Origin of the sequence: Candidatus Xiphinematobacter sp. (assembly GCA_016766635.1) — a bacterium.
Lineage (GTDB): Bacteria > Verrucomicrobiota > Verrucomicrobiia > Chthoniobacterales > Xiphinematobacteraceae > Xiphinematobacter.
Map to the genome: position 1 here is coordinate 589,620 of CP068473.1, position 22,730 is coordinate 612,349.

Genomic DNA, 22,730 nt, shown 5'->3' on the forward strand with positions numbered 1-22,730 from the left:
ATCAGGGAGATAGAAAATCCCTATGCGGAGGAAGAAATTCTAGCAGACGCCTTGGACACTCAATGGTAGCCTGTGGATTGCTTGCTTTTAATACCCTATAGCTACTATATCCCCAGCCAACCGCGATTATGGGAACTTTTGCCTGCTGAGCGGCCTCTACATCACGAGTTTCATCCCCAACAAAGATGATTTCCTGAGCAGACAATTGGTTGCGACGGAGGATAGTTTTGATTTCGTGCCCCTTTCCAAAGAGGTGGGATGAGCTGTGAGTGAATGAGAAAATTTCCAAACGGTTGCGATGAAGAAAGGTACGCACGTTTTCCCCAGAGTTGGATGTGAGGATTCCCATGGGGATACCTCGATCCCGAAGCTCGTGCAAGAGTTCCGGCATACCACGGATAGGAAGGATGTTCTCAATTCGGGAATAAAGTAGCTGAAATCCTCTTAGAGAAATCTTTGGCAGGTGTACCGTGGAAATGCCCAAGTACTTCATGAGTTGGCGGGCACTCATCTCTCTCGCAATCTCAACTTCGCCACTCAGGATCGGACGGTACCCAAACTCAGCAGCCATCTCGTTAAAAATGCAAAGACTAGCTTGGAAGGTATCGGCGATAGTACCATCGAAGTCAAAAACTAGAAGCTTTGGACTGCTCGGGATTCGAACATCGGAAGAGCGACGGGGCCACCTGTGGCAGATTCCCCTGTGGACTAACCTAGCAAACTGCTTCAAGCTACAGGAATGGTTTCCATTGTCCCTTTAAAATGCACTGGCTCTGGTTCTAAGCCAAAGTTATTGGTGGAGAGATTTCGAATACATTCTAACTCCTCTGCGGTAAGGGGAGGAGAGTCTGGGGCGGTGGCGAATTCACGCAGCTGCTCGGTATTATAAATGTTGGGTAGGGTAGAGGCAACTAGGTCCTCTGCTAACAACCAGAGAAGAGCAGCTTGAGCAAGAGTACGGTTCGCCACCTCTAGAAAGCGTAGCTGCTCTACCTTTTTGACTCCATTAACGAGCCAACTCCTAGGACGATGACTCCGGTGATCATCAGGTTGGAATACAGTTTCTTCTGTGTAGTGCCCCTCTAACATACCAGAGGAGTGGGGGACACGAATAAAAAAACGAGTTTGAGCATTCTTTTCTCGAGCTGCCTGGTGAATAACAGTACCTGGATACTGCTCCAAGATATTGTAGATATGCTGGAGCACAGCCGGGTTACGGCGCTGGACCGCCAGGACGCCCTCTGCCAGCCATCCAATAGCTGGCCCGAGGGAGACACCATAGAGTCGAATTTTCCCTTGGGAACGCAAACCCTCCAGCGTTTCCCATAGCGCATCATCATGAACTTGTTCCATGTGGATATTATGCAGCTGTAGAATATCAATGGTTTCTGTACCCAGACGGCAAAGTGCGGCATCCGTGGCTTGCCGAATGGCTTCGACACTAAAATCCTGCGGGATTTCACGCTGTCCACGGCGTTCATTCCCATGTTCAAGGAAATTGTAACCTATCTTGGTAGCAATGACGATTTGCTCACGTTCCGCCCCAAATGCTTGCCGAATGAGGTTTTCACTCCTGCCATTTCCATAAGTGTCAGCCGCGTCGAAAAGAGTAATCCCGAGATCGAAAGCTTCTCGAAGAAGCCGCACGGCCTCCCGGTCAGAGTAATTACCCCACCAACCTGTAGAGACAGTCCACATCCCAAAGCCAATCTCGCTTACCCGGAGCCCACTAGGGAGCTTGCGATATTTCATAACGCCTAAGAGTCTAAGCTGAAACGGGACGTCTGCAAGCCAGAATCTTCCAGCCAAGGATCGCCGCACACTTTTTTTGACTTTTTTGAAAACTGCAACCAATTTCTGCCGCACAGGGGTAAAGTTCTTCCTAGGCGTCAGCCAGCCTTACTGGTCATGTATGCATCTGTTTTGGAAGCTTTGCGTCACTGGGATGGTGCACTGTATCTTGTTCCAAGGCGTGTCCCCACACGGTCCCGGTCTATCATGGGCTACTGAAATGCGTGGGGCTTGGATTCCTTCGGTCTATAATCTGGATTTTCCTTCCCGCAAGAACATGACGCCGATTGAGCAGCTCAGAGAAATCCGCCACCTTGTGAAGGTAGCCGCACGCTGCCGCTTAAACAATATCTTTGTACAAGTGCGTTCGGAAGGTGATGCTCTGTACCCTTCATCTATTGAACCATGGAGCCGATTCTTGACCGGTAAACAAGGACGTACTCCAGGATTCGACCCGCTTCAAGCCTTCATCAAAGAAGCTAAACTTCGGGGTATTGCTGTCCACGCGTGGATTAATCCCTACCGAGTAGCAACCAACGCGACAAACTCGTTCGATAGAAAACATGTTAGTCGATCCCTAGCACCTTGCATAAGACGAATAGGCAATTTTCTTTGGATGGATCCATCCAGCGTCGCAGCTAGAGATCATGTACTGAGAGTAGTGAAAGACCTTATTTCCCGCTATGACCTGGCAGGAATCCACATGGACGACTACTTTTACCCATACCCAAGCTGGTCTCCTGCTCCCTTTCCTGACGCTCGTGCCTATCTATCTTATCGTACCTCGGGAGGGCAGCTGGGAGTCGGAGACTGGCGCCGCCACAACGTCAACATGCTAGTGTATAAGCTGAGCGTGCTCATTCGCCAAGAGCGGCCTGGCATGAAGTTCGGCATTAGCCCATTTGGTATCTATACTAAGGGCAGCCCACCTACGGTATCGACGGATTTGGATCAACTGAACTGTTTATATGCGGATCCAGTCCTTTGGATGTGCCGCGGGTGGGTAGACTACATTGCCCCCCAGCTATACTGGGAGGAAGGTAGCCCAAGGAGTTTTAGTGCATTACTAAAGTGGTGGCGTAGCCCAAAAGTGAATCCCCGTGGGATCCCCGTCTATCCTGGGATCACCCTGGAGCGCTTAACACAGAGAAATGGCTGGCCAGTATCAGAAATTGCGCTACAAATGCGCCTTGAAAAGGCTACACGCCCAAGGGGAGAGGGTGGATTTATCCTATGGCGCTTGCACCAACTGGTAATAGACGTTAAGGGGATTTCCTCCATCGTCATTCATGAATAGAGGATCGAGACCAGTCTCACAGTCACAATTGTAAATCGCAGTGCACGAGACAGAATATGAGGGAATATGAGGGGGCAGGTGGCGCAGAAAAGATGACGCGAATAAAAACGACAGGGAGCCTCCACAAAAAAGCTCAGGCGCTTCGCATGAGAAGGCCGGAACTGGGTGAGAAAGTCCTGATACTAAACAGAAGACATGATAGTTACCAACGGTGAAGTGCATATGGTGTTTCGTTGGTGTACACAGTAAGGCAGTGAAAACTCGCTCTTGCTGTAGGATGGGTTGCGGGAATCGCACTAGGGATCTTGGATCAAAGAGGATGACCAGTTTTACGACGCGAGTCTTGTAGTTGTGTGGGAAGCGTTAGCGGCGATAGCTCTGGGGAGATCTGCAGATCTCTCTGCCAGTTTTTCGACACTTTTCCCAGATTTCTCAGTGGGCTTCCTAGACTTATTAGGACTCACTTCCGATTTCCCTACAAATGTGGCCCCCTCTTCGATCTGCATGCGCGCGGCTACGAGATCACCGGTGAGCTGAGAACTGGACTTCAGTTCGCATTTCTCAGTTACAGTGATATTTCCCATTACAGTCCCATGGATGATGGCTGCTTTGACTCTTACCTCGCCTTTGATGAAAGAATTTTTTCCTAGAATCAGATCTCCTTCTGAAACAATTTCACCTTCAATTTTTCCATCAAAGATTAGCTCACCTTTAAAGTGAAGGGTGCCCTTGATTTCTACCTCGCTAGTGAGTATGTTTTTCTTCGTTTGGTGGATGGGGTCTTTTACGTCGGTGGCGAGGCTGTTGAGATTCATGTCGCCATATCATTGTGAGGGGGGCTTGGGTGTCAATTGCTTTTATTTGCTGCCTTTCTGGAGACGGCTCTGGCGGGGCTGTGGCGAGAGGGAGTCCTTCGCTTGGTTTCTCAGTGTTTTTGTGGATCCTTTCCTTTTTTATCCTTTTGGTTTTTCGCAAAGCAAAGCCCCCTCAGAAAAAATGGTGTGAGGGAAGCACCGAGAGGTGAGCCTGTCGGGCACAGTAAACCTGTTCAGCTTGCATCCTATGTGCTTGCTGTCGAATGGGCCAGGGCGGGTTTTTGTCACGCGCGCCGTGGCGCCGCCAATGTAACCATAAGCTGCCTATAACCTGACCATACATAACCAGAATGAATCCTGCATTACACATTGCATGCACGTTATACGATAACGTTTGCCATTTTCAAATAAATGACCGATACATCGCAGTCGCCCTATGCTGTGCGCTCTGCTAGCAAAGAGCAGAGAGCAACAATCTAGCTTTGGGGTAATAAAGCACAATGGCTTTCTGCACATCGGTCCTAGCTGCTTTTCCGTTGAAAGCGGAATCCGCCTACTGGTTCTTTCCAGCGGAATCACTGAGTTTCACTGCCTGGATTAGTAATTCTATCTTGGTTTCTGTCCTAGTTACCGGATTGGTACTTTTGTTTGCCTGGCGATCTACTACCAGGCTGCGTACAATTCCCGGAGGGATGCAGAACTTTTTTGAGCTGATAGTGGAGGCCACTCTCAATGTCATTGAGGAAATTATTGGCAAACGCATGGCAAAGAAGACTTTTGGACTTCTTGCTGCACTGTTTCTCTTTATCCTTTTCTCAAATTGGTTTAGCCTGCTGCCCGGCATTGGTAGTGTTGGATGGGGGCCTAGGGCAGGTTTTTTAACCGTGAGCGAAGTAGAAATTCCTCTGCTCCGACCAACTACGGCAGACTTAAATATGACGCTCGGATTGGCTGCGGTGGCAATGTGCTTTTGGCTTCTATGGACTGTCCAGGAGGTAGGTTTTGTTGGCCTTGTCAGGGAACTCTTTGGGGTGAAAGGTGGCGTTAAGGGAGCACTTTCCCTCATGTTGGCCCCCATTTTTCTCTTTGTCGGCGTCCTAGAGGTCGTTTCTATCCTTGTCCGCCCCGTGTCTTTGTCATTACGCCTTTATGGCAACGTTTATGCGGGAGAAATCTTGATGCACACCATGACGGACTTGGGAAATAGCCTTGGTTTCTCACGGTGGATATCTGCCCTAATGAGTGTAATAGTACCGATCCCCTTTTACTTTTTGGAACTTCTGATCGGATTTCTCCAGGCCATAGTCTTTATGCTCCTCGTTACGGTATATATTCAGCTTTCTGCGGTCCACTCACAATGACACAGTTAATTTCCTTCTACTGGAAGGAATTCCCATAACTCTTCCGTATAGGCCTGTTTTTTCATTTTCAAGGTGTTCTAAACCGCTTGAAATCCGTAAATCTCCCCCTTAGGATATCGGAATCCCATGTTAACTCAAATTCTTGCAGAAGCAGTTACCACCTCCGGACTCACTGGCAGTCTTACACTAGGCATGGCAGGAGCTGGAGCAGCGTTGGGAATCGGCTGGATTGGTGCCAAAATGGTGGAGGCTGTTGGACGTAATCCAGGGACTTTTGGACGCGTGCTGGCGCTCGGTATTCTAGGAATTGCACTAGCAGAATCTATTGCTATATATGCTTTGATTTTGGCTTTCCAAGGACGCTAGTGAGTACTCCTACGCATTTCTCTTTCAGTTTTAGGCACCGGGGGATGTCCCGTTACGGTGTTGTGTTTCTTCCCTTGTAGGGATCTCCCTGGACCCATGAGTGTGGCTGGCCATGTCCTTAAGCAGTTCGGGGTGGACTGGCCTCACTTTACGGCACAGGTTGTTCTTTTTTTGACCGCCTACTTTGTTCTGCATCGGCTCGCCTTTAAGCCTGTGCTTGGAATGTTGGCCGAGCGGCAGAGGCTTATCGAAGAGTCTAAACTAAATGCGGAGAGGGCAAAAAGCCTCCTGGCTGAGGCCGAACTTCGTCGCCAGGTAATTCTTCGTAAAGCCAACGAGGAAGCACAAATCCTTTTCAGGGAGGCGCGGGCAGCATCCAAAGCTCAGACACAAAGAGAACTGCAGCAAACAAAACAGAGGGCCGAATTAATGATTGTACGAGCAGAGGAATCTATTGCCAACGAACGTGCAAAGATGATAAGCGAAGTCCAGGCGCAGATAGCCGCCTTAGTAGTAAAGACGACTGCTAAGGTTATAGGCAGGGTACTAACTGAGAAAGATCGAAAACGTTTGTCTGCGGAAGTATTGCGTGCAGTGACTAGCTAAAGCTTAAATGGCCTCTCGCCGTGAAATTAAAGAAGACAGGTCGTATCTTTTCTAGAAAGCTCTTTCTTCTGTGTTTGGACCGTGGAAGAGTAGTGGAGGGTTCCGTCATTACGGTGTTAGATGCTTTGGTAAATGGGAAGATAAATGGGAAACAGCCTCAATGTCTGCAAATCTTGCGTGAACTGGCGCGGCGAATTCGCTTAAAGCTTGCTGGTAGTCAAGCTAGAGTACAGAGCGCAGTGCCTCTTTCTACCAGGGAGAAAGCACTCGTTAGGGGGAGGCTTGTGTCCTTTTTTAACGAGGAGTTGGAGGTACAGTTCGAGGATAGCGCCGAGATATTGGGGGGCTTACGTATTCAGATTGGCAGTGAGGTATGGGACGGTACAATCCTGAGCTATCTGGGGCGTGTTTCTTCCTTTCTTCTAGAAGATGCTTAACCGCTCCTTGCTCTACCTTTTTATCTCTTCTCGTAAAGGGGATTGCGGTTTAGTCACCATTTGGGAGGTGCTATGAGTAGAATTTTGCAGGAGATAGAAGCAAAGATCGAAGGCGTCAAGGCTGTAGGCGCAGCACGGACCCATGTGGGGGTAGTGCAAGAGATCGGTGATGGGGTTGCACAGATTGAGGGATTAAGTAAGGTTGTGCTCAACGAGATGCTTGAGTTTCCCCGGGGGGAGATCGGCCTAGCTCTTAATCTAGAAGAAACCAGCATTGGTGCAATCATACTGGGTGATTACACAAGTATTCGTGAAGGCGATGAAGCCCGCTGCACTGGAAAATTGCTCCAGGTACCTGTTGGGTTAGCTCTTTTGGGGCGTGTGGTAAACGCCCTAGGCACACCCATCGATGGAAAGGGGCCTATCCCAACCGAGGAGTTCTATTCTTTGGAGCGTAACGCTCCTAGCATTATCCAACGGCGGCCGGTTACTCAGTCTTTGCACACCGGCATTGTTTCTATCGACGCGATGACACCGATTGGGCGCGGCCAACGTCAGCTAATTATTGGAGACCGGTCTACTGGAAAGACTACAATTGCTTTGGACACGATTCTCAATCAGGCTGCACTTAATCAAGCTAGTGCCAACGACCCAAATTTTAGGCCCGTTTACAGCGTTTACGTCGCAATTGGGCAGAAGAACGCTAGCATTGCCCGGGTCGTCTCTATCCTAGAAGCGAGAGACGCTCTGCGCTACACTATCGTTGTCTGTGCTACCGCTTCTGAGAGTGCAACCGCTCAATACATTGCCCCGTTTGCTGGGATGAGCATGGGAGAGTGGTTTATGGAAAGCGGTAGGGATGCTCTGGTTGTGTTCGATGATCTTTCCAAGCACGCTGTCGCCTATCGCCAAATTTCTCTTCTGCTAAAAAGGCCATCGGGAAGGGAGGCTTTTCCGGGAGACATCTTTTATCTGCACAGCCGCCTTTTAGAGCGTTCCGCGCGCCTTAACACAGAAGTGGGGAGCGGCTCATTGACTGCCTTACCGATTATCGAGACACAAGCTGGTGATGTCTCAGCGTATATTCCAACAAACGTTATTTCGATTACTGATGGCCAAATTTACTTAGAGACCGAGCTCTTCTATCAAGGCATTCGCCCGGCTGTTTCTGTGGGTCTTTCCGTCTCCCGTGTGGGTTCCGCGGCTCAGGTAAAAGCGATGAAACAAGTTGCTGGAACAATCAGGGGAGATCTTGCTCAATTTCGTGAGTTGGCTGCCTTCGCACAGTTCGGGTCGGATCTAGATGCAAAAACCCGCCTACAACTAAATCGTGGCCAGCGCATTGTGGAGCTCTTTAAACAACGCCAACATTCCTTGATCAGTCTTCCCCACCAGGTAATTCTCCTCTGGGTAGCAAAAAACGGATTTTTGGATACCTTGGCAGTAGACCAAATCAACGAGCATAGTGCTAGACTCATCGAATTCATGAATTCCAGAAAGGATGCGTTGGTAGAAAAAATCTCTATAGCAGACCAAGTGATCGATGACACACTCGAAGAGGAATTAAATCGTGCCATGAAGGAATTTGCCCAGCTTTTCCCATAAGCTACCTCTTCCCTTATGCCAGGTACACGAGAAATTCGGCAGCGAATTAAGTCAGTTAAGAACACCTCACAAGTTACCAGGGCGATGCAGCTGGTAGCAGCCTCCAAAATGCGCAAGGCGCAAGAGAGAGTCACCGAAGGGCGCCCCTATGCATCGCTCCTCAGCCGTATGCTGGAACGCCTTACCGAAAAAGACACCAACTCTTCCTACCATCCACTGTTGGCTCAGCGTGACCTAAACAAGGAACTAGTCCTAGTCCTGTCTACAGATAAGGGGCTATGTGGTGCTCTAAATACTAATCTGTTTCGTGAGGCTATGGCCCTTAACAGAGAAGTGACACAATTCATTTCCGTGGGAAAGAAGGGCAGTCAATTTCTAGGCCGTACGGGACGACGTCTCGTCGCGGAGTTTCCACTGCCAGACAGTCCCTCTTTTTTACAAACTAAGACCATTTCAAAATTCATGATTGAAAAATTCGTCTCCACCGAAGTCAGTAAAGTCAGTATCCTCTTCCCGAAGTTTGTTAACACCCTTACCCAACAGCCAAGAAAGTTAGTTCTTCTTCCTCTGTCCAATTATTATAGCAAAGAGAGAGTTGCCATAGAATGGCCGGAAGCTTCCTCCGAAAACGGCGGAGGTCTTTTTCTTTTTGAACCTTCTCCTAATAAAGTGCTGGACGCCATCCTTCCCTATTGTGTCCATTTTGAGGTTTACCAGAGGATATTAGATGCCCGTGCTTCTGAGCATAGCGCACGGGTGGTGGCAATGAAAAGTGCTACTGACAATGCTCATCAACTCATTGAGGACTTGACGCTTGAATACAACAAAGTGCGCCAAGCGGCTATTACTACAGAGCTTCTTGAGATCTCTACCGCCCAGTTGGCGACAGAATAGTCCCTTTATCAAGAGCTTATGAGTATAGGAAAAATTGTTCAGGTGATCGGACCGATTGTGGATGTAGAATTTGATCCTGCCCAGGGACCGCTGCCGAAGATTTACGATGCTTTGGAGATAATTCGCATATCGCAAGGTAATCGCTACCGGGTGGTCTTAGAAGTCCAGCAGTATCTTGGAATGCATTGGGTTCGGACCATTGCAATGTCCTCGACGGAGGGATTAGGGCGAGGAGAGGAGGTTTTCAACACAGAAACCCCCATTTCTGTACCGGTGGGCCCTGGAGTTTTAGGCCGTATCCTGAATGTGATTGGAGAACCAGTGGACGGACAAGGACCCATCTTGACGGAGAAGAGTTATTCCATTCATCGTTCGGCCCCTTCGCTTCTCGATCAGAGTACCAAGATCGATATTCTTGAAACAGGCATTAAAGTCATTGACCTGATATGTCCCTTTACAAAGGGGGGTAAAGTTGGTGCGTTTGGGGGCGCTGGTGTAGGGAAGACCGTTGTAATTATGGAGCTTATCAATAACATCGCTAAGGGGCATGGGGGGCACTCGGTATTTGCTGGGGTTGGCGAGCGAACCCGAGAGGGAAATGATCTTTATAATGAAATGCTGGCAGCTGGGGTCATTGTACGGGAAGAGCCGAGCAAATCGAAAGTGGCACTCGTCTACGGCCAAATGAATGAACCCCCAGGGGCACGTTTACGCGTGGCATTAAGTGCGCTTTCGATAGCGGAGTTTTTCCGGGATGAACAAAGTCAGGATGTGCTCCTGTTTATTGACAATATTTTTAGATTTTCCCAAGCAGGATCTGAAGTATCAGCCCTCTTAGGGCGTACTCCCTCGGCTGTTGGATATCAACCAACCCTTGCTGCGGAAATGGGGGCCCTGCAGGAACGTATTACTTCCACCAAAAAAGGATCTATTACTTCTTTTCAGGCAGTTTACGTACCTGCAGACGATCTAACAGATCCTGCCCCGGCTAACACCTTTGCACATTTGGACTCTACCATCGTGCTGGAACGATCAATTGCAGAGTTGGGAATTTATCCGGCCGTTGATCCCCTAGCTTCTACGTCCAGTGTACTAGCACCCGAGATCGTCGGAGGGGAGCACTATTCCGTAGCGCATCGCGTGCAGCACACTCTGCAGCGCTACAAGGACCTGCAGGACATTATCTCCATCCTGGGAATAGACGAGCTTACTCCCGAGGATAAGCTACTGGTTTCCCGTGCTAGGAAGATCCAGCGGTTTCTTAGTCAGCCATTCCGCGTAGCAGAAGTCTTTACGGGAATTTCGGGTCAGTACGTTCCTATTGCGGAAACAGTTCGTGGATTTAGAGAGATCTTGGATGGCAACTTGGATAGTGTGCCGGAAAGCAGCTTCTACATGAAGGGAAACATTGAACAAGTTAAATAGAAGGCATGGACAAACTATTGCTCGAGCTTGTTACTCCCTCTGAACGTGTTTTCTCCGGGGAAGTGGAAGCAGTGGTTATCCCAGGAGCAGAAGGTGAACTTGGGATTTTGCCAGGACACTGTCCCCTGTTGACAGAAATTATCCCAGGGGAGTTGTGCTTCCGAAGAGATGACATGGAGAGCCGACTGGCAGTTGGGGAGGGTTTCGCAGAAATACTACCAAATCGGGTATCAGTTCTAACTGACCTTGCCGTCTCCGAGGAAAATATTGATGAGAAAAAGGTAGAGGAAGCAGTTCACCGTGCAGAAGCAGCTATGCGGGAAGGACATATGAAAGAGGAGGAACTGGTGTTTGTTCGTGCAAGCCTTGAAAAATCCGTCGCACAACTTCGACTAAAACGAAGACGCCACGCTAAGGGTGGCAAAAATCCAGTCTCTTAATCGAGGCCCGCGGCGTGTGCCAGACAATACATAGTCTGAGCCTCCCGTTTTCCTTCTCCACAGTCCTCTCTGAGAAAGGAGCCGTTGGACATAAGTCGAACTGGAGCGGGTGAAGGGGCTCGAACCCTCGACATCAACCTTGGCAAGGTTGCACTCTACCAGCTGAGTTACACCCGCGTGTCAAAAGTCCCACCCTAGAGCAATGCTTAACTTTTTCAAGTCAACGTTTCACCTCCCTCGTGGTCCTGGTCCTTCCTGTCTTCCCCGTGTGGTTTGAACAGCAACAAACTCAGTATAAGGAAGAATGAACTTGCGGACACGGAGAGTAAGCCTTCGAATTGGAAATTCCAGTAGCAGTACGTCGGTGACTTCTGCCGCAAGGGTCTCCATCAGCCTCCATTGGCCTACAGCGCACAGGCTTCGAACTCTTTGTGTAAGGGCGCTATAGTCGACAAACGGCTCGGTACCTTTCTCGGCAGGGGGACTTTGAGGTTGTATCTGAAGGTCGAGCAAAAGATGCTGTGGGCAGAGGCGTTCCTCCCTGGTTGTCCCAATACAGGTACAGACAGAAAGCCCACGAATCTGAATGACGTCCTCCCCTAACATAGGGAAACCAGAATCCCAAATTCAAATCCCACGCGCAAATCACGCAAATCAGTGCAGCCACCTCTTCCGAGCTCAGGGCGCCCCTCCGTCTTATTCCCTACCCCATTGTCATTGTAGGAGAGGGAGTTCATAAGTTTCCTCTCTGCCAGAACGCGCAGGGATGATTTTTTTAGAAACGTATCTCACGAATAAGCCTCCTACCAAACTTTCCTTGCAGCTTTGTGAGAAGCTGAGACTTCCAAGTGCGATCTAGCTCGTAGCGGATGGAAGGCTGATGAACTCGGACATACAAGATACCTGCTCTCAGACGTAGGGGCGTGGAATAATTAGCAAAAAACCCTCCCACCATCTCTTGCCAAGACCTGAAAACCGCCTCCTCACGCAGGCACCTATCCCGCAGGTGCTTATCCAACTCCAGCTTCTGGAACAGTACTTCAAGCGCTTCTCCTATTGTATGCAGAGTTTTTGGACGTCCCCTCCCACTTGTCGACCCCTTCGACCCCTGTAAGTATCCGCGCTGCTCGGGAACCACACGAAGCCCACGACGCTCACGCGGCTGCAATCCACCAACCACTTCCACGTCTCGTAGACCACCCTCCTGCCTCTTTAAGTTATTTTGTCGCAGCCGTATAAGCACCTTCTACGTCTCAGAGTCTCCAATAGCCTCCACCGGACAACCTTCCAATGCCTGCTGGCAAAGCTCAATCTCTTCGGTTGTTTCTGGCTGCTTGTAGACGAAGGAATGTCCCTCATCATCATTACGCCTAAAATTAGCGGGAGCGGTCTCCCGACACAGATCACAGTCAATGCATTGATCGTCTACGTAAAACCTTCCGGAAACATTTTCCGGGTACCTATTGTTAAAGTCAGCCATTTTAGATGTCGCTAGACGTGGAAAAAAAGTATTGCCTGGAAGGGTAAGCCCAAAATAGATAAATAAGCAAGCATTACCGTCTATTTTTCCATAAACCTGACCGGATTTTTTCCCAAGTCCGAATGATAGATCTCCATAAGCAAACAATACGTTCTCCTATCGTGCCCAAGGAAGGATGGCATGTTCTGCATTCGTTTTGTCGGATGAACTATGCTCGATGGGAGTCTCTGACGAAACAAGAGCGTGCGGAGGCCCGAGAGCATTTCTTATCCGTAGTACAGAGGATTCGCTCAGAGTCAAACACCCAGTTGCTCACGATGAGCATGGTGGGATCTAAGGCCGATATGGGTTTTATCCTCATTTCTCCTGATCTTCACATGGTGGATTGCTTTACCAAGCAACTTACAAGATCGCTCGGCCCTCAGATTATGGAACCCATACTGAGTTGGCTATCAATAACTGAACTAAGTGAGTATACAACAACCGAAACGGAATATATGGTGGACTTAAGGAGGAAGGGAAACTCAGAAGCTCATTGCCAAAGGCTAGAGGTAAAATTAGCAGACTTCCGCAGCCGGATGACAAAATATTCGCGAGATCGTCTCTACCCTTGTTTACCTGATTGGCCAGTGGTCTGTTTTTACCCAATGTCTAAACGGCGACACCCTTCAAAGAACTGGTATGCACTAGACTTTGTAATGAGGAAGAGGCTCATGGCTGGACATGCACGTCTGGGCAGGACATATACAGGGAGGGTACGGCAATTAATTACCGGCTCAACTGGTTTGGACGATATGGAGTGGGGGGTTACTCTTTTTGCGCATACTGTATCGGATGTTAAGGAGATTGTTTATGAGATGCGATTCGATTCGGTCAGTGCAGAATATGCGGAATTTGGTGAGTTTTTCATTGGGCTGCAGTTGCTTTCAGACGACTTGCTCTGCCGATTAGGAATGTAGCCAGGGTTTGGAAGCCTCGTTCTAGCCAATCTTCCCCAGGGGGCGAATCTGGACCTCTTCAGTAAGTTCCTGATGCGAAAGAATGGGAACAGTCGGAAGGTCGGCTTCCAACAGCTTCCTCGTGTGGCGTCGGATGTCCATAGATGTTAGGATGACAGGTAAGACGTTGTCTGAATGGGTCGTCCCGCCCATTAGGTTTTTCGCTGCATTTGCGATGTCGAGCGCCATAGCCGGATCCAGGGCGAGAAAACTCCCGCTTGAGGTCTGTCGGATCGCCTTACGAATTTCCTCTTCTATTTTGGGTTCAATTAAGTAGGCAGCAAGAATGTTTTTCCCTCTGCTAAAATGGTAAGTAATGTAACGGCGGAGGGCGATGCGGACGTACTCAACCAGTAATGCGGGATCTTTTTCCCTGCTACCCCACTCCACTAAGGCGTGGAAAATTGTATTTAAATTGCGGATAGAAATTCCTTCCTGTACCAGTCGTTGGAGTACTTCAGTGATTTTTTGTATTGGTACCACCCGTTGAATCTCACGTGTTACTTCGCCATATTCTTTTTCCATCTTATTGAGGAGAGTGCGTGTCTCTTGTAAGCCGAGAAACTCCCACGCATGTTTACGCAACATGAGGGAGACGTGATAGGCGAGGAGCTCTGATGGCTTCATAAATGCAATATCTGGCTGTTGTAGACTATGGAGGAATGTTTTTGGAACCCAGCTAGCCGGGCGCTGATCGACCGGCTCTACAACGGGGGTAGAATCGATACCTAAACCATGCAGCCCGGGTAAATCTGCATGAACATAGAGGCTTTCCGGTTGCAAAATGCCCCTGCTTACTGGTACCTCCTGCAGAAGGATCTGGTATGAGGAGCTGTGGAGCTGCTTAAAACGAAAATGAATCTCAGGAAATGGCACTCCTAGCTCAGTGTGGAGTGCCCTGTGCACTTTGGCAAACTCGGCACTAAATTCTCGTGGTGCAATCTGCCGTTGAATGTCCTGGTCGATGTCCACCAATATCCCTGTAGGGAATATAGATTCATCGTCTTCTCGGTCTTCCACTTGGGAAGAGGAAGCGCGCGGAAGTTGCCTCTGCATGGCAAGCGCTGTCGGCCTAGCCTTGACAAGGCCGCGCTGCAGAGCGATGCCTAGGGTGGTGACGGCGACCGAGATTACGACAAATTGCAGCTTGGGAAATCCGGGAATCATCGAGAAACCGCCCAGTATGACTCCACCAATGATCACAGCTTTTGGTACCGCAGATATTTGTTTAAAAATGTCAGTTCCCAAACCGCTGCGTTCGTCTGAACTGACTCGTGTAGTGATCATGCCAGCCGTGATGGAAATAAGTAGTGCTGGAATTTGAGAAATAAGACCATCCCCGATGGTCAATACGGAATAAGTAGTAATCGCCTGGCTTACCGCCAGGCCGTTTTGGAACACCCCGATACAGATGCCAGCAGTAATATTGATAGCAACAATAATAAGTGAGGCGATAGCATCTCCCTTGACAAACTTCATGGCGCCATCCATAGCCCCAAATAGTTGACTTTCCTTTTCCAGGACCCCACGCCTATGCTGTGCTTCTCGAATATCAATAACACCTGCACGCATATCAGCATCAATGCTCATCTGCTTGCCAGGCATGGCGTCTAGAGTAAACCGTGCTGCTACCTCTGCCACCCGTTCCGCTCCCTTAGTAATAACGATGAACTGGATAATAAGCAGGATCAGAAACAAGACCGCACCCACTACAAAATTCCCTCCAACCACAAAGTTGCCGAAGGTAAAGATAATCTCTCCAGCAGAAGCCTCCATGAGGATCATTCGAGTTGAAGTAATATTAATTGCTAGCCGAAATAGCGTCGTGATGAGTAGAATGCTGGGGAACGTGGAGAATGATAGGACCCCAGGGACATAGATGGCCATCATTAAGAGTATCACAGAGAGCATGAGGTTCAGCGTGATTAGCGTGTCCAATAACCACGCGGGCACCGGCACTACTAGCAGTAGGACGATGCAGATAATGATGGCGGCAATGTAGATGTCGCTGTAGCGCCGCTGATTTCTTAGTACAAGGGAGTGCACCTTTTTCAAGAACTCTTTCATAAGGGAGGGATGTGGTATTCTGTGGAGAACTGGATGGAGCTAGAGCCTCTCATTAAGGAGTTCGTGATCAAGCGCGGTAGGTGCCTGACCGGAGAGGACCGGGTGGTTAGGGCAATGGGTTCTTGCTAGAGAAAGTAAAAAAGTAATCACAAGCCCTCTTGGTTGCTCCCTTGGAAAGCAGTTTGCCTACAGAAGAGGCCATCGAAAAAAACGATAGAGATGGGACATGGCTGTAATGGGGATCTCCTTTTTAGCCCCACGGCGGGCCGCAGGTAGAAGGTTTTGCTTTGCTCTTGTGGACATTCCTCGGTTCAGATGAAGAGATCTAAAGAGATCTAATCAAAAAGGTTAGCGGCTTTTCCATGTGGATGTTCGTGTTATGCTAAGCGTGCGTGCATGGGGGGATGCGCTCTTCCCGTATTTTCTTTCCGTTATTTCCGTTACTTAAAGGCACTTTTCTATAGAGAATCTTCTGCAGAATCTCTGCATGCCTCCTGGATTATCCCCCCTCAATGAGGGGGAGTGTGCAGAGATGGTTCCTAGACACGCCTGTTCCATAAGCCTTGGGGGCGTCTCCATCAGAATGGAAATTCCCTCTCGGATTGTCTCCGAAGGCAGGGCCCTTCTTGACATGTCTGAGCAAAGTTATTACGGTGGACATACTCTCCTGAATACCTTACCTAGAAGCTCCAGTCCTTGGTAAAGGCAATGAGCGGTGGCTTCTCGCTGGGAAAAGAGAAGCCCGACCCCGAAGCGGTCTGGGTTTTGTATCCAGACTCGTATGGTCTCCTCAGGGAGGGAATAGAAGTGGGTTGCACTAAGGAGCTCCAGGAGGATCTCCTTGCTGGGGGGGCATTGGGTCTTACCTAGCCGCATCAGGAGGTAGCCGTTCTTGTGGGAGAGGTCGAGCTCTCCCAGAGGTTCTATGCGCAGACGCATAGACTTCCCGGGGGGGAGCACCAAGTTGGATAGCCCCAACAGAGCTCCAAAGTCTCTTAGCGCTTGTTCCATGAGAAGGCAGAGTGGGAAAGTTTGCGCCCGGCTCCGTTATCCTTCTAGAATGACGGCGTTGTCGAGGGCATCCTGAATGGCGTGAAGCATGTCCTCTCGTTGTTCTGGAGCTCGGAACAGTCTCATGGGAAAATCATGGACCTGCTGATAGAGCTTGGTGAAAAAGTAGATGTGAGCTTGCGGGGAAGGAGGAACCTGCGCCTGGTTCGCCAGTTCGTGACACCCTTCCGCCGTAGGTGTGTCTCGACTCAGCATTTTGAGGAGTGTCTGCAACAAAGCATCTGCACGATCTAATTCTGTTCCTCTCAGAGGAGTTGCAGAATTTTCTCCCAAGAAATCCCGATCGATGGTAGTCAAGAGACGTTTGGTACATTCAAGTTCCTTGACTAAGGAACGGACGAGACATATGCGATCATTGAGCATGTAGAGGAAGGCAGGTTCCTTACTGGGAACCGGTCTATTTAAATCCTCTGCCAGGGCGTCAAGAAGAAAATCCATGGATGCGTAAATGGATCCTAAGGTAGCGTCTTCTTCAAGGAATTTCTGAGACCCTATTCTTTTTGGTTGCGCCGTTTTTTGTTCCACCGTACGAGCTCTTTGGGCAAGTAGAGCAGAGGGCTAAGGGGCTAATCTACAGCCGAATCCGCCTTTTATCTCGGATGTACCCCCCTGAGGGCAGTGATCTGTTCCTATTTCTGCCTTTCTCTCTCTGCTGTCTAGATTTTGTAGGTCTAAGTGGAGAAATGGAATCGCGTGGGCAATGTGTGCACGACAAAGTTGTAGATTTCCTCCTCACTCATATCAGAAAGTAGCACGGACCGGTATATTTCACGTAGCGTGCGGAAGCGCTCAACTTGTTCTCCAGCAAAGAGCGTGATGGTGGAGTTAACGTTATACCCAGCACGAATAGAAGTTCCGTTTTCTTCCACAAGGACCTGGGCAAATTGCCGGAGCATCTGCTCCATGTCATTCCCCTCTGCCATACCATTCTCCATTTGCGCAGCGGCGAGAACGGCTGCATGCTCCACAGAGGGATCATCGAATATTTGTTCGCTCAGTTCCCGAATATCAGAGGGGCTGTAACCCCTCTTTTTCTGAAGAGACTTTAACTCAAGAAAGAAATTGCGGAATGCTGCACTGTATACGCCAGAAAAATCGCCAAGCATCTGTGCGATTGCCTCTTTCGCGCTCTCAAACAGCTGACTAGCTTGGTCTTGAAAAATAGCTCTTCGTCCCTCCTGGTGGTGCCGTTCTACCTTAAGTCCTAAAACCTCAAGCCCCAAAGGAGTGTCCTGTAAACTGAAACTGATATCCTCCGTGATATCTTGCACAGTCCCCATTTCAACAGTCATCCCCTGAAAGATACCTCTTTTTTGCAGGCCCGAGGAGGAAAAGTTGGCTTGCTGAATTGGTCGAAGTGAAGCAACGTCAGACATTAGTATTAGAAGACATCAGAATACAAGTTCCGCATTGTAAGTTTCTTTCTGCTTGTTGGAAAGTAGCTTTCCCCTCCCAGGGGAAATTGATGTGGAACTTAGCTGAGGAAATATCCGACCCGTCGGCTTGTGCTTTTGTGCTTGTATGCTTGGAATAGAACAAACACACACCCTCTCTATAAAACAGGCTCCTTCTCCACTTATGCAACAGAGCCTCCGGATTCTTCAGGCACCACTTAGTGAACTGAGACAGCTGGTAGAAAACGAAATGTGGGCAAACCCCGTTCTGGAAGAGGTGACCTCCTCAAGGGATTTTCCCCTACTGGGAGAGGAGCCTCTTTCACTTCAAGAGGAATGGGATACCTATTTTGTACAATCCGACTTCTCTTCCCAAAGAGGAGAGCGTCATCATCATTTGATTCACTCTTTAGCAGAGGCCGGTACGCTACAGAGTTCCTTGAGGGATCAGGTTGTACTAATGGGGGCAAAGGCAGGAGATATCCGTATTGCGCTACTAATTGTGGGCTGTCTAAATGAGGCAGGGTATTTAGAAGCCTCCGTCGAGGAAATTGCCAGTCTGGCAAAGGTACATCTGGGAGATGTAGAAGCTGTGTTGCGAAAAGTTCAGAACCTGGATCCAGCTGGAATAGCGGCACGCAATTTGCAGGAGTGTCTTCTCTTACAACTCAGGCGTCAAGGGCAAGGAACTCGCTTAGAAAGTAGAATCGTCGAGTTGTGCCTAAACCAACTGGCACATCGCAAGTTCAACGAAATTGCCAGGACACTCCAAGTGCCTCCTGCGCAAGTGCGTCGAGCGGCTGATCGTATTGCTCAGTTACACCCTAAGCCAGGAAGGGTATTGGAAGACGCTGCTGAACCACTTACAAGAGCGGAGGTTACCATATATAAGGAGAAGGATGGCAAGTACCATCCTGCTCTTTGCAACTCGGGCCTGCCGCGCCTACGAATCAGTTCTCTTTATAGGGAACTACTCTTGCGAGAGAAAAGCGATGGGGAGGTGGGGGAATATGTCCGGAAAAAGATCCGAGCTGGTCTCTTCCTTATCCACAGCCTCCAAAAAAGGCAACGCACCATTCTGGGCACTGCTGAGCAAATTGTCCACCGTCAACAAAAATTTTTTGAAGAGGGCTTTACCGGCCTATATCCTATGACTATGGAGGAGGTAGCCAAAGCAATAGGAGTCCACGAAACTACCGTTAGTCGGGCGATTTCCGGAAAATATATGGACACTCCCTACGGGATCCTTGAGATGAGGCGCTTTTTCACTTCCGGATATCAGGTCAAGAGCGGTGGTTCCATTAGCAGCGAAGGTGTGCGGGAGGAGATCCTGAGAATAATCGCTGGAGAGGATCGATGTAACCCCCTGCGCGATCAAGAGATAGTTGCCCTCTTAAGAAAGAAGGGACTTCTAGCTACACGCCGTACTATCGCAAAATATCGTGCACAGCTCTCCATTCTGCCAAGTTACTTGCGTAAAATCCAAGCACTTGGTGACCTGCCCAGCTAGTAGTATACAAAGAGGACTGCCCACGAAACCGGTCTAAGGAGCTTAAGAAGATAAATCCGGTAACATTTACATAGTAAAACGAGTATGCTGGGGACTTGTCGTCGTCCGATGGAAAGATGAAAGGAAGAGCCTGGCGGAATGACCGCCCTCCAATAGTTTTTTGCCCTGTGGTGTAATGGTAACACAGCGCCCTTTGGAGGCGTTACTCATGGTTCGAATCCATGCAGGGCAGATAGAAAGGCAGAAGCACAATACTGGCGTAGTCCTTATCCCGAGTTGGCAAGCGTCTAGCGCTAAAGTGGATAGGAAGAAAACCGAGTAGTTGCCCCCTACTATCTCGAAAGAAATGTTCATATGATTCCCGGAGAAGCTTCCATGAAACTTGCATCTCCCGTTAAGCATCGAGTCTTGGTAGTCACACGCATGCCGCACGGCACGCCTTCATTGTGTGCCCGTCCTGGCCAAGTTTGGAAGGACTGTCCTAACAAACAATGGGACCGCGGAAGGGAAATGAATTATAGGGGGAGAAAGGGGATGGCGGCTTCGAACTATGAAGCACTATTCCTCCCCACCGACTCTACAAGGAGCCCTGCAGAGGTTCCAGCTGCAGTCACAGCCACGGTTAAAATAAAATAAGCTATCGGTTGAAATGCAACTATGGAATTGCGTCGTCTTTGGTCTATTGGGCTATCACAGTGAGGCAACCGCGATGGATGGCCCTCTTACCATTAGAGTATGAATTGTCTTTAGATGAGCTACACTGCAAACTACATCATCGGTAAAGTGTTAGATGGGAGGCGTATTTGCCCAAGAGAGGTGCGGCTGCTTTATGGGCTGCCACTCAGCATACTAGGCGGCCTTGCTGATGCCAGAAAGCGCCTTGCCAAGTCAGGGAGCTATAGCGGCGAAGGGCCCGAGGACAAAATTGTGACTTATATCGTTGATCGAAACGTCAATTACACTAACGTTTGTAACGTTCATTGCAAGTTTTGTGCATTCTATCGCACGGAGAGGAACAAGGACCGTTACATACTCTCTTGGGAGGAAATTGATCACAAGCTGTCTGAACTAGATGCTATTGGAGGGGTACAAGTTCTTTTGCAGGGGGGGCACCACCCAAAGCTGGGAATCGACTATTATCTCACCCTACTAGAATACATCCGTAAAAGGTATCCACGAATAAATATTCACGGATTCAGTCCACCGGAATTCTGTCATTTCGCAGAAGTGTTCAAAATGCCTGTCAGGGAAGTAATTGCGCGTTTTCACGAAGCAGGACTGGGATCCATTCCAGGTGGAGGCGGAGAAATTCTGGTGGACCGTGTGCGTAAGCGTATCTCCCCGCTGAAGTGCAACGCTCATCAATGGTTGGAAGTTATGCGTACTGCTCACGAGCTGGGTATCCGATCAAGCGCTACTATGATGTTTGGACATGTAGAAACCCTCGAAGAGAGGGTTGAACACTTGGCGCGATTGCGAGTTCTTCAGGACGAAACGCGCGGATTTACCGCTTTCATTTGTTGGACATTTCAAGCGGCACATACCAGACTGCGTGTTAGCCCGGTGGGCGCAGCGGAATACCTCCGAATGCAGGCTATTTCTAGGATTTTCCTGGACAACTTTAGGAATTTACAGAGCTCTTGGGTAACCCAAGGACCGCAAATCGGTCAAATTTCTCTTAAGTATGGAGCTAATGACTTTGGCGGTGTAATGATGGAGGAGAATGTGGTAAGCAGCGCCGGAACTACTTTTCGCCTGACCAGTAACGACATTGAAGAGCTCATCCAAAACGCTGGTTATATGCCCAGGCGGCGTAACACTTGGTATGAGTTGATATGAGTTACTTCAATGATTATTGCCCTAGCAGGGGGAAAGCGCCTGATGTTGCGGTACCGCGCGTATTGTTCGCTTCCAGCGAGCAAAACGCTGACATTTTCTATGCCTCGAAATTTTTAGCCCCAGACCCCTTTTTTTACATTCTCCATCTTGGGAGGAAGTACCTTATTGTCGGCGACTTAGAAATAGATCGTGCTAGAAAGGAAGCGCGGGTTGACTGTGTGGTCTCTTCTAGTGAATTGGCCCTGGAGTTAAAGAGGAGAAAACGGACTTTTTGTTCATCCTCCTCAGAGGAAGCAAAGATACTGATCCTCTTCCTGAAAAGACATGGCATTTCCCAGGTAGAAGTACCAGCAGCCTTTCCCCTATTTATGGCTGAAAGCCTACGGGGAGCGTGTATCTCTGTGCAATGGATCCCAGATCCATTCTGGCCACAGCGAGAGAGAAAATCCCCCAGGGAAATTCGGTGCCTTCGGCTTTCCCTGGGCATTGCCCAAGCAGCTATGGAGCGGGCCTTTGAAGTACTCCGCAATACTCGGATTAACAAACACAAGGTTTTGTATTGGGGTGGAGCACCTTTAACTTCGGAGCGACTAAGGGCAGAAATAGAAACTTGCATTGTGAGGGCAGGGGGAACAATCCCCCACAGTTCTATTGTTGCTGGTGGGTATCAAGCCACCGAACCCCATGCAACTGGGAGTGGTCCTCTTTTTGCTAATCAGCTTACCATAATCGATATTTTCCCACGTCACGCGACGTCGGGATATTTTGGGGATTTGACAAGAACGGTAGTAAGGGGGCACGCCTCGAATGTGCAGCGGCATCTGTGGAAAGTCTGCCTGCAGGGACAAAGGCGGATACTTTCTCAGATACGGCCTGGAGTACTCGGTTCAAGTATACTTCACAGCATTAGAGCCTTCTTTGCCAAGAACGGGTATCCTACAAAAATGCAAGGGGGGAAATGGAGCGGATTTTTCCACGGCGCTGGGCATGGATTGGGGCTGGAGGTGCACGAGCACCCTCGATTCACGGGCGACCAGTTTCTTCCTAACCAAGTTCTCACTGTGGAGCCAGGCATCTACATCCCAGGATTGGGAGGGGTACGCCACGAAGACGTGATTCAGATCACTCATCGGGGAAATAGACCACTTACTCGCCTACCTAAACCCCTTGAGCTCTAAGAGCTCTAAATAGCAATATTTTGACGTTACTTCTGACGTTATCGACATTATGCACGTTAAGTGAGACGCAGCACCCGAATTTTGTGCTATGGGATACAAAATTCCTATTGGAAAAAGTGGTAGAAAGGTTATCCTCTTGCCGAGGTAAGTGGTCTC

The 22,730-nt window shown here is 49.2% G+C and carries 24 protein-coding genes and 2 tRNA genes; 14 read left to right on the forward strand and 12 right to left on the reverse strand.

Translation table 11 applies throughout. From position 1 onward, the window contains the following. Position 1 precedes the first annotated feature (1 nt). Positions 2 to 730: an HAD-IA family hydrolase gene (locus JMM79_02565; GenBank protein ID QQY08123.1), complete on the reverse strand. Its 729-nt coding sequence runs from the start codon at positions 728 to 730 to the stop codon at positions 2 to 4. Further along, positions 727 to 1,752 (reverse strand): aldo/keto reductase, encoded by a 1,026-nt coding sequence (locus JMM79_02570; GenBank protein QQY08761.1) that lies wholly within the window; start codon positions 1,750 to 1,752, stop codon positions 727 to 729. Before JMM79_02570 ends, JMM79_02565 begins: the two co-directional genes overlap by 4 nt. A gap of 160 nt (positions 1,753 to 1,912) precedes the next feature. Here JMM79_02570 and JMM79_02575 point away from each other — a divergent pair, with 160 nt between their 5' ends. After that, positions 1,913 to 3,088 (forward strand): family 10 glycosylhydrolase, encoded by a 1,176-nt coding sequence (locus JMM79_02575; GenBank protein ID QQY08124.1) that lies wholly within the window; start codon positions 1,913 to 1,915, stop codon positions 3,086 to 3,088. 329 nt (positions 3,089 to 3,417) lie between these two features. On the opposite strand, the gene JMM79_02580 is transcribed toward JMM79_02575, so the two are convergent. After that, complete coding sequence (locus JMM79_02580) at positions 3,418 to 3,903, reverse strand: polymer-forming cytoskeletal protein (protein QQY08125.1); 486 nt, start codon at positions 3,901 to 3,903, stop codon at positions 3,418 to 3,420. A 500-nt stretch (positions 3,904 to 4,403) separates the two neighbouring features. On the opposite strand from JMM79_02580, the gene atpB reads away from it, so the two are divergent. The 8 genes from atpB to atpC all read left to right on the forward strand — a co-directional run bounded on the left by atpB (position 4,404) and on the right by atpC (position 11,037). Then, on the forward strand, positions 4,404 to 5,264 hold the full coding sequence (gene atpB, locus JMM79_02585) for a F0F1 ATP synthase subunit A (GenBank protein ID QQY08126.1): 861 nt from the start codon (positions 4,404 to 4,406) through the stop codon (positions 5,262 to 5,264). A gap of 126 nt (positions 5,265 to 5,390) precedes the next feature. Next, positions 5,391 to 5,630, forward strand: coding sequence for an ATPase (locus JMM79_02590; protein QQY08127.1), 240 nt, complete (start codon positions 5,391 to 5,393; stop codon positions 5,628 to 5,630). 96 nt (positions 5,631 to 5,726) lie between these two features. Next, positions 5,727 to 6,236, forward strand: a complete 510-nt coding sequence (locus JMM79_02595) for an ATP synthase F0 subunit B (GenBank protein ID QQY08128.1) — start codon at positions 5,727 to 5,729, stop codon at positions 6,234 to 6,236. 20 nt (positions 6,237 to 6,256) lie between these two features. After that, a complete protein-coding gene (locus JMM79_02600) occupies positions 6,257 to 6,673 on the forward strand; it encodes a F0F1 ATP synthase subunit delta (protein ID QQY08129.1) in 417 nt (138 codons plus the stop codon). Positions 6,674 to 6,745: 72 nt separating this feature from the next. Then, a complete protein-coding gene (locus JMM79_02605; GenBank protein QQY08130.1) occupies positions 6,746 to 8,278 on the forward strand; it encodes a F0F1 ATP synthase subunit alpha in 1,533 nt (510 codons plus the stop codon). A gap of 15 nt (positions 8,279 to 8,293) precedes the next feature. Further along, entirely contained in the window at positions 8,294 to 9,172 is an 879-nt protein-coding gene (gene atpG, locus JMM79_02610) for an ATP synthase F1 subunit gamma (protein ID QQY08131.1), read from the forward strand. 18 nt (positions 9,173 to 9,190) lie between these two features. Next, complete coding sequence (gene atpD / locus JMM79_02615; GenBank protein ID QQY08132.1) at positions 9,191 to 10,597, forward strand: F0F1 ATP synthase subunit beta; 1,407 nt, start codon at positions 9,191 to 9,193, stop codon at positions 10,595 to 10,597. Between the two features lie 5 nt (positions 10,598 to 10,602). After that, positions 10,603 to 11,037: an ATP synthase F1 subunit epsilon gene (atpC, locus tag JMM79_02620; GenBank protein ID QQY08133.1), complete on the forward strand. Its 435-nt coding sequence runs from the start codon at positions 10,603 to 10,605 to the stop codon at positions 11,035 to 11,037. A gap of 101 nt (positions 11,038 to 11,138) precedes the next feature. Here atpC and JMM79_02625 read toward each other — a convergent pair. The 5 genes from JMM79_02625 to JMM79_02645 all read right to left on the reverse strand — a co-directional run bounded on the left by JMM79_02625 (position 11,139) and on the right by JMM79_02645 (position 12,517). Continuing rightward, positions 11,139 to 11,214: transfer RNA gene (locus tag JMM79_02625), tRNA-Gly, on the reverse strand. 51 nt (positions 11,215 to 11,265) lie between these two features. Next, positions 11,266 to 11,643 (reverse strand): dihydroneopterin aldolase, encoded by a 378-nt coding sequence (locus JMM79_02630; GenBank protein QQY08134.1) that lies wholly within the window; start codon positions 11,641 to 11,643, stop codon positions 11,266 to 11,268. Continuing rightward, entirely contained in the window at positions 11,637 to 11,774 is a 138-nt protein-coding gene (locus JMM79_02635; protein QQY08135.1) for a hypothetical protein, read from the reverse strand. Before JMM79_02635 ends, JMM79_02630 begins: the two co-directional genes overlap by 7 nt. Before the next feature lie 38 nt (positions 11,775 to 11,812). Then, positions 11,813 to 12,280: a DUF721 domain-containing protein gene (locus JMM79_02640; GenBank protein ID QQY08136.1), complete on the reverse strand. Its 468-nt coding sequence runs from the start codon at positions 12,278 to 12,280 to the stop codon at positions 11,813 to 11,815. Between the two features lie 3 nt (positions 12,281 to 12,283). Next, positions 12,284 to 12,517 (reverse strand): ferredoxin, encoded by a 234-nt coding sequence (locus tag JMM79_02645; GenBank protein ID QQY08137.1) that lies wholly within the window; start codon positions 12,515 to 12,517, stop codon positions 12,284 to 12,286. Positions 12,518 to 12,639: 122 nt separating this feature from the next. On the opposite strand from JMM79_02645, the gene JMM79_02650 reads away from it, so the two are divergent. After that, positions 12,640 to 13,476 carry a heme-dependent peroxidase gene (locus JMM79_02650; GenBank protein QQY08138.1) on the forward strand — a complete coding sequence of 279 codons (837 nt, stop codon included), beginning with the start codon at positions 12,640 to 12,642 and terminating at the stop codon, positions 13,474 to 13,476. Positions 13,477 to 13,497: 21 nt separating this feature from the next. Here JMM79_02650 and sctV read toward each other — a convergent pair whose 3' ends face one another. The 4 genes from sctV to JMM79_02670 form a co-directional block, all read right to left on the reverse strand. After that, positions 13,498 to 15,582 carry a type III secretion system export apparatus subunit SctV gene (gene sctV / locus JMM79_02655; GenBank protein QQY08139.1) on the reverse strand — a complete coding sequence of 695 codons (2,085 nt, stop codon included), beginning with the start codon at positions 15,580 to 15,582 and terminating at the stop codon, positions 13,498 to 13,500. 648 nt (positions 15,583 to 16,230) lie between these two features. Then, a complete protein-coding gene (locus tag JMM79_02660; protein ID QQY08140.1) occupies positions 16,231 to 16,593 on the reverse strand; it encodes a hypothetical protein in 363 nt (120 codons plus the stop codon). A gap of 36 nt (positions 16,594 to 16,629) precedes the next feature. Further along, complete coding sequence (locus JMM79_02665) at positions 16,630 to 17,178, reverse strand: TyeA family type III secretion system gatekeeper subunit (GenBank protein QQY08141.1); 549 nt, start codon at positions 17,176 to 17,178, stop codon at positions 16,630 to 16,632. Between the two features lie 146 nt (positions 17,179 to 17,324). Further along, positions 17,325 to 18,029: a hypothetical protein gene (locus JMM79_02670; GenBank protein ID QQY08142.1), complete on the reverse strand. Its 705-nt coding sequence runs from the start codon at positions 18,027 to 18,029 to the stop codon at positions 17,325 to 17,327. 202 nt (positions 18,030 to 18,231) lie between these two features. Between JMM79_02670 and rpoN the strand changes: the two genes are divergently transcribed. The 4 genes from rpoN (at position 18,232) to JMM79_02690 (ending at position 22,574) form a co-directional block, all read left to right on the forward strand. After that, positions 18,232 to 19,557, forward strand: coding sequence for an RNA polymerase factor sigma-54 (gene rpoN, locus JMM79_02675; protein ID QQY08143.1), 1,326 nt, complete (start codon positions 18,232 to 18,234; stop codon positions 19,555 to 19,557). A 161-nt stretch (positions 19,558 to 19,718) separates the two neighbouring features. After that, positions 19,719 to 19,789: transfer RNA gene (locus JMM79_02680), tRNA-Gln, on the forward strand. A 518-nt stretch (positions 19,790 to 20,307) separates the two neighbouring features. After that, positions 20,308 to 21,396 (forward strand): dehypoxanthine futalosine cyclase, encoded by a 1,089-nt coding sequence (mqnC, locus tag JMM79_02685; protein QQY08144.1) that lies wholly within the window; start codon positions 20,308 to 20,310, stop codon positions 21,394 to 21,396. Then, complete coding sequence (locus tag JMM79_02690; GenBank protein QQY08145.1) at positions 21,393 to 22,574, forward strand: aminopeptidase P family protein; 1,182 nt, start codon at positions 21,393 to 21,395, stop codon at positions 22,572 to 22,574. Before mqnC ends, JMM79_02690 begins: the two co-directional genes overlap by 4 nt. Positions 22,575 to 22,730 lie beyond the last annotated feature (156 nt).

What these genes read in the sequence shown, in the direction of transcription:
- JMM79_02570 (QQY08761.1), bottom strand. Translation starts at nt 1,752, where the DNA reads ATGAAATATCGCAAGCTCCCTAGTGGGCTCCGGGTAAGCGAGATTGGC.
- JMM79_02575 (QQY08124.1), top strand. Translation starts at nt 1,913, where the DNA reads ATGCATCTGTTTTGGAAGCTTTGCGTCACTGGGATGGTGCACTGTATC.
- JMM79_02580 (QQY08125.1), bottom strand. Translation starts at nt 3,903, where the DNA reads ATGAATCTCAACAGCCTCGCCACCGACGTAAAAGACCCCATCCACCAA.
- atpB (QQY08126.1), top strand. Translation starts at nt 4,404, where the DNA reads ATGGCTTTCTGCACATCGGTCCTAGCTGCTTTTCCGTTGAAAGCGGAA.
- JMM79_02590 (QQY08127.1), top strand. Translation starts at nt 5,391, where the DNA reads ATGTTAACTCAAATTCTTGCAGAAGCAGTTACCACCTCCGGACTCACT.
- JMM79_02595 (QQY08128.1), top strand. Translation starts at nt 5,727, where the DNA reads ATGAGTGTGGCTGGCCATGTCCTTAAGCAGTTCGGGGTGGACTGGCCT.
- JMM79_02605 (QQY08130.1), top strand. Translation starts at nt 6,746, where the DNA reads ATGAGTAGAATTTTGCAGGAGATAGAAGCAAAGATCGAAGGCGTCAAG.
- atpG (QQY08131.1), top strand. Translation starts at nt 8,294, where the DNA reads ATGCCAGGTACACGAGAAATTCGGCAGCGAATTAAGTCAGTTAAGAAC.
- atpD (QQY08132.1), top strand. Translation starts at nt 9,191, where the DNA reads ATGAGTATAGGAAAAATTGTTCAGGTGATCGGACCGATTGTGGATGTA.
- atpC (QQY08133.1), top strand. Translation starts at nt 10,603, where the DNA reads ATGGACAAACTATTGCTCGAGCTTGTTACTCCCTCTGAACGTGTTTTC.
- JMM79_02630 (QQY08134.1), bottom strand. Translation starts at nt 11,643, where the DNA reads ATGTTAGGGGAGGACGTCATTCAGATTCGTGGGCTTTCTGTCTGTACC.
- JMM79_02635 (QQY08135.1), bottom strand. Translation starts at nt 11,774, where the DNA reads ATGAACTCCCTCTCCTACAATGACAATGGGGTAGGGAATAAGACGGAG.
- JMM79_02645 (QQY08137.1), bottom strand. Translation starts at nt 12,517, where the DNA reads ATGGCTGACTTTAACAATAGGTACCCGGAAAATGTTTCCGGAAGGTTT.
- JMM79_02650 (QQY08138.1), top strand. Translation starts at nt 12,640, where the DNA reads ATGATAGATCTCCATAAGCAAACAATACGTTCTCCTATCGTGCCCAAG.
- sctV (QQY08139.1), bottom strand. Translation starts at nt 15,582, where the DNA reads ATGAAAGAGTTCTTGAAAAAGGTGCACTCCCTTGTACTAAGAAATCAG.
- JMM79_02660 (QQY08140.1), bottom strand. Translation starts at nt 16,593, where the DNA reads ATGGAACAAGCGCTAAGAGACTTTGGAGCTCTGTTGGGGCTATCCAAC.
- JMM79_02670 (QQY08142.1), bottom strand. Translation starts at nt 18,029, where the DNA reads ATGTCTGACGTTGCTTCACTTCGACCAATTCAGCAAGCCAACTTTTCC.
- rpoN (QQY08143.1), top strand. Translation starts at nt 18,232, where the DNA reads ATGCAACAGAGCCTCCGGATTCTTCAGGCACCACTTAGTGAACTGAGA.
- mqnC (QQY08144.1), top strand. Translation starts at nt 20,308, where the DNA reads ATGAGCTACACTGCAAACTACATCATCGGTAAAGTGTTAGATGGGAGG.
- JMM79_02690 (QQY08145.1), top strand. Translation starts at nt 21,393, where the DNA reads ATGAGTTACTTCAATGATTATTGCCCTAGCAGGGGGAAAGCGCCTGAT.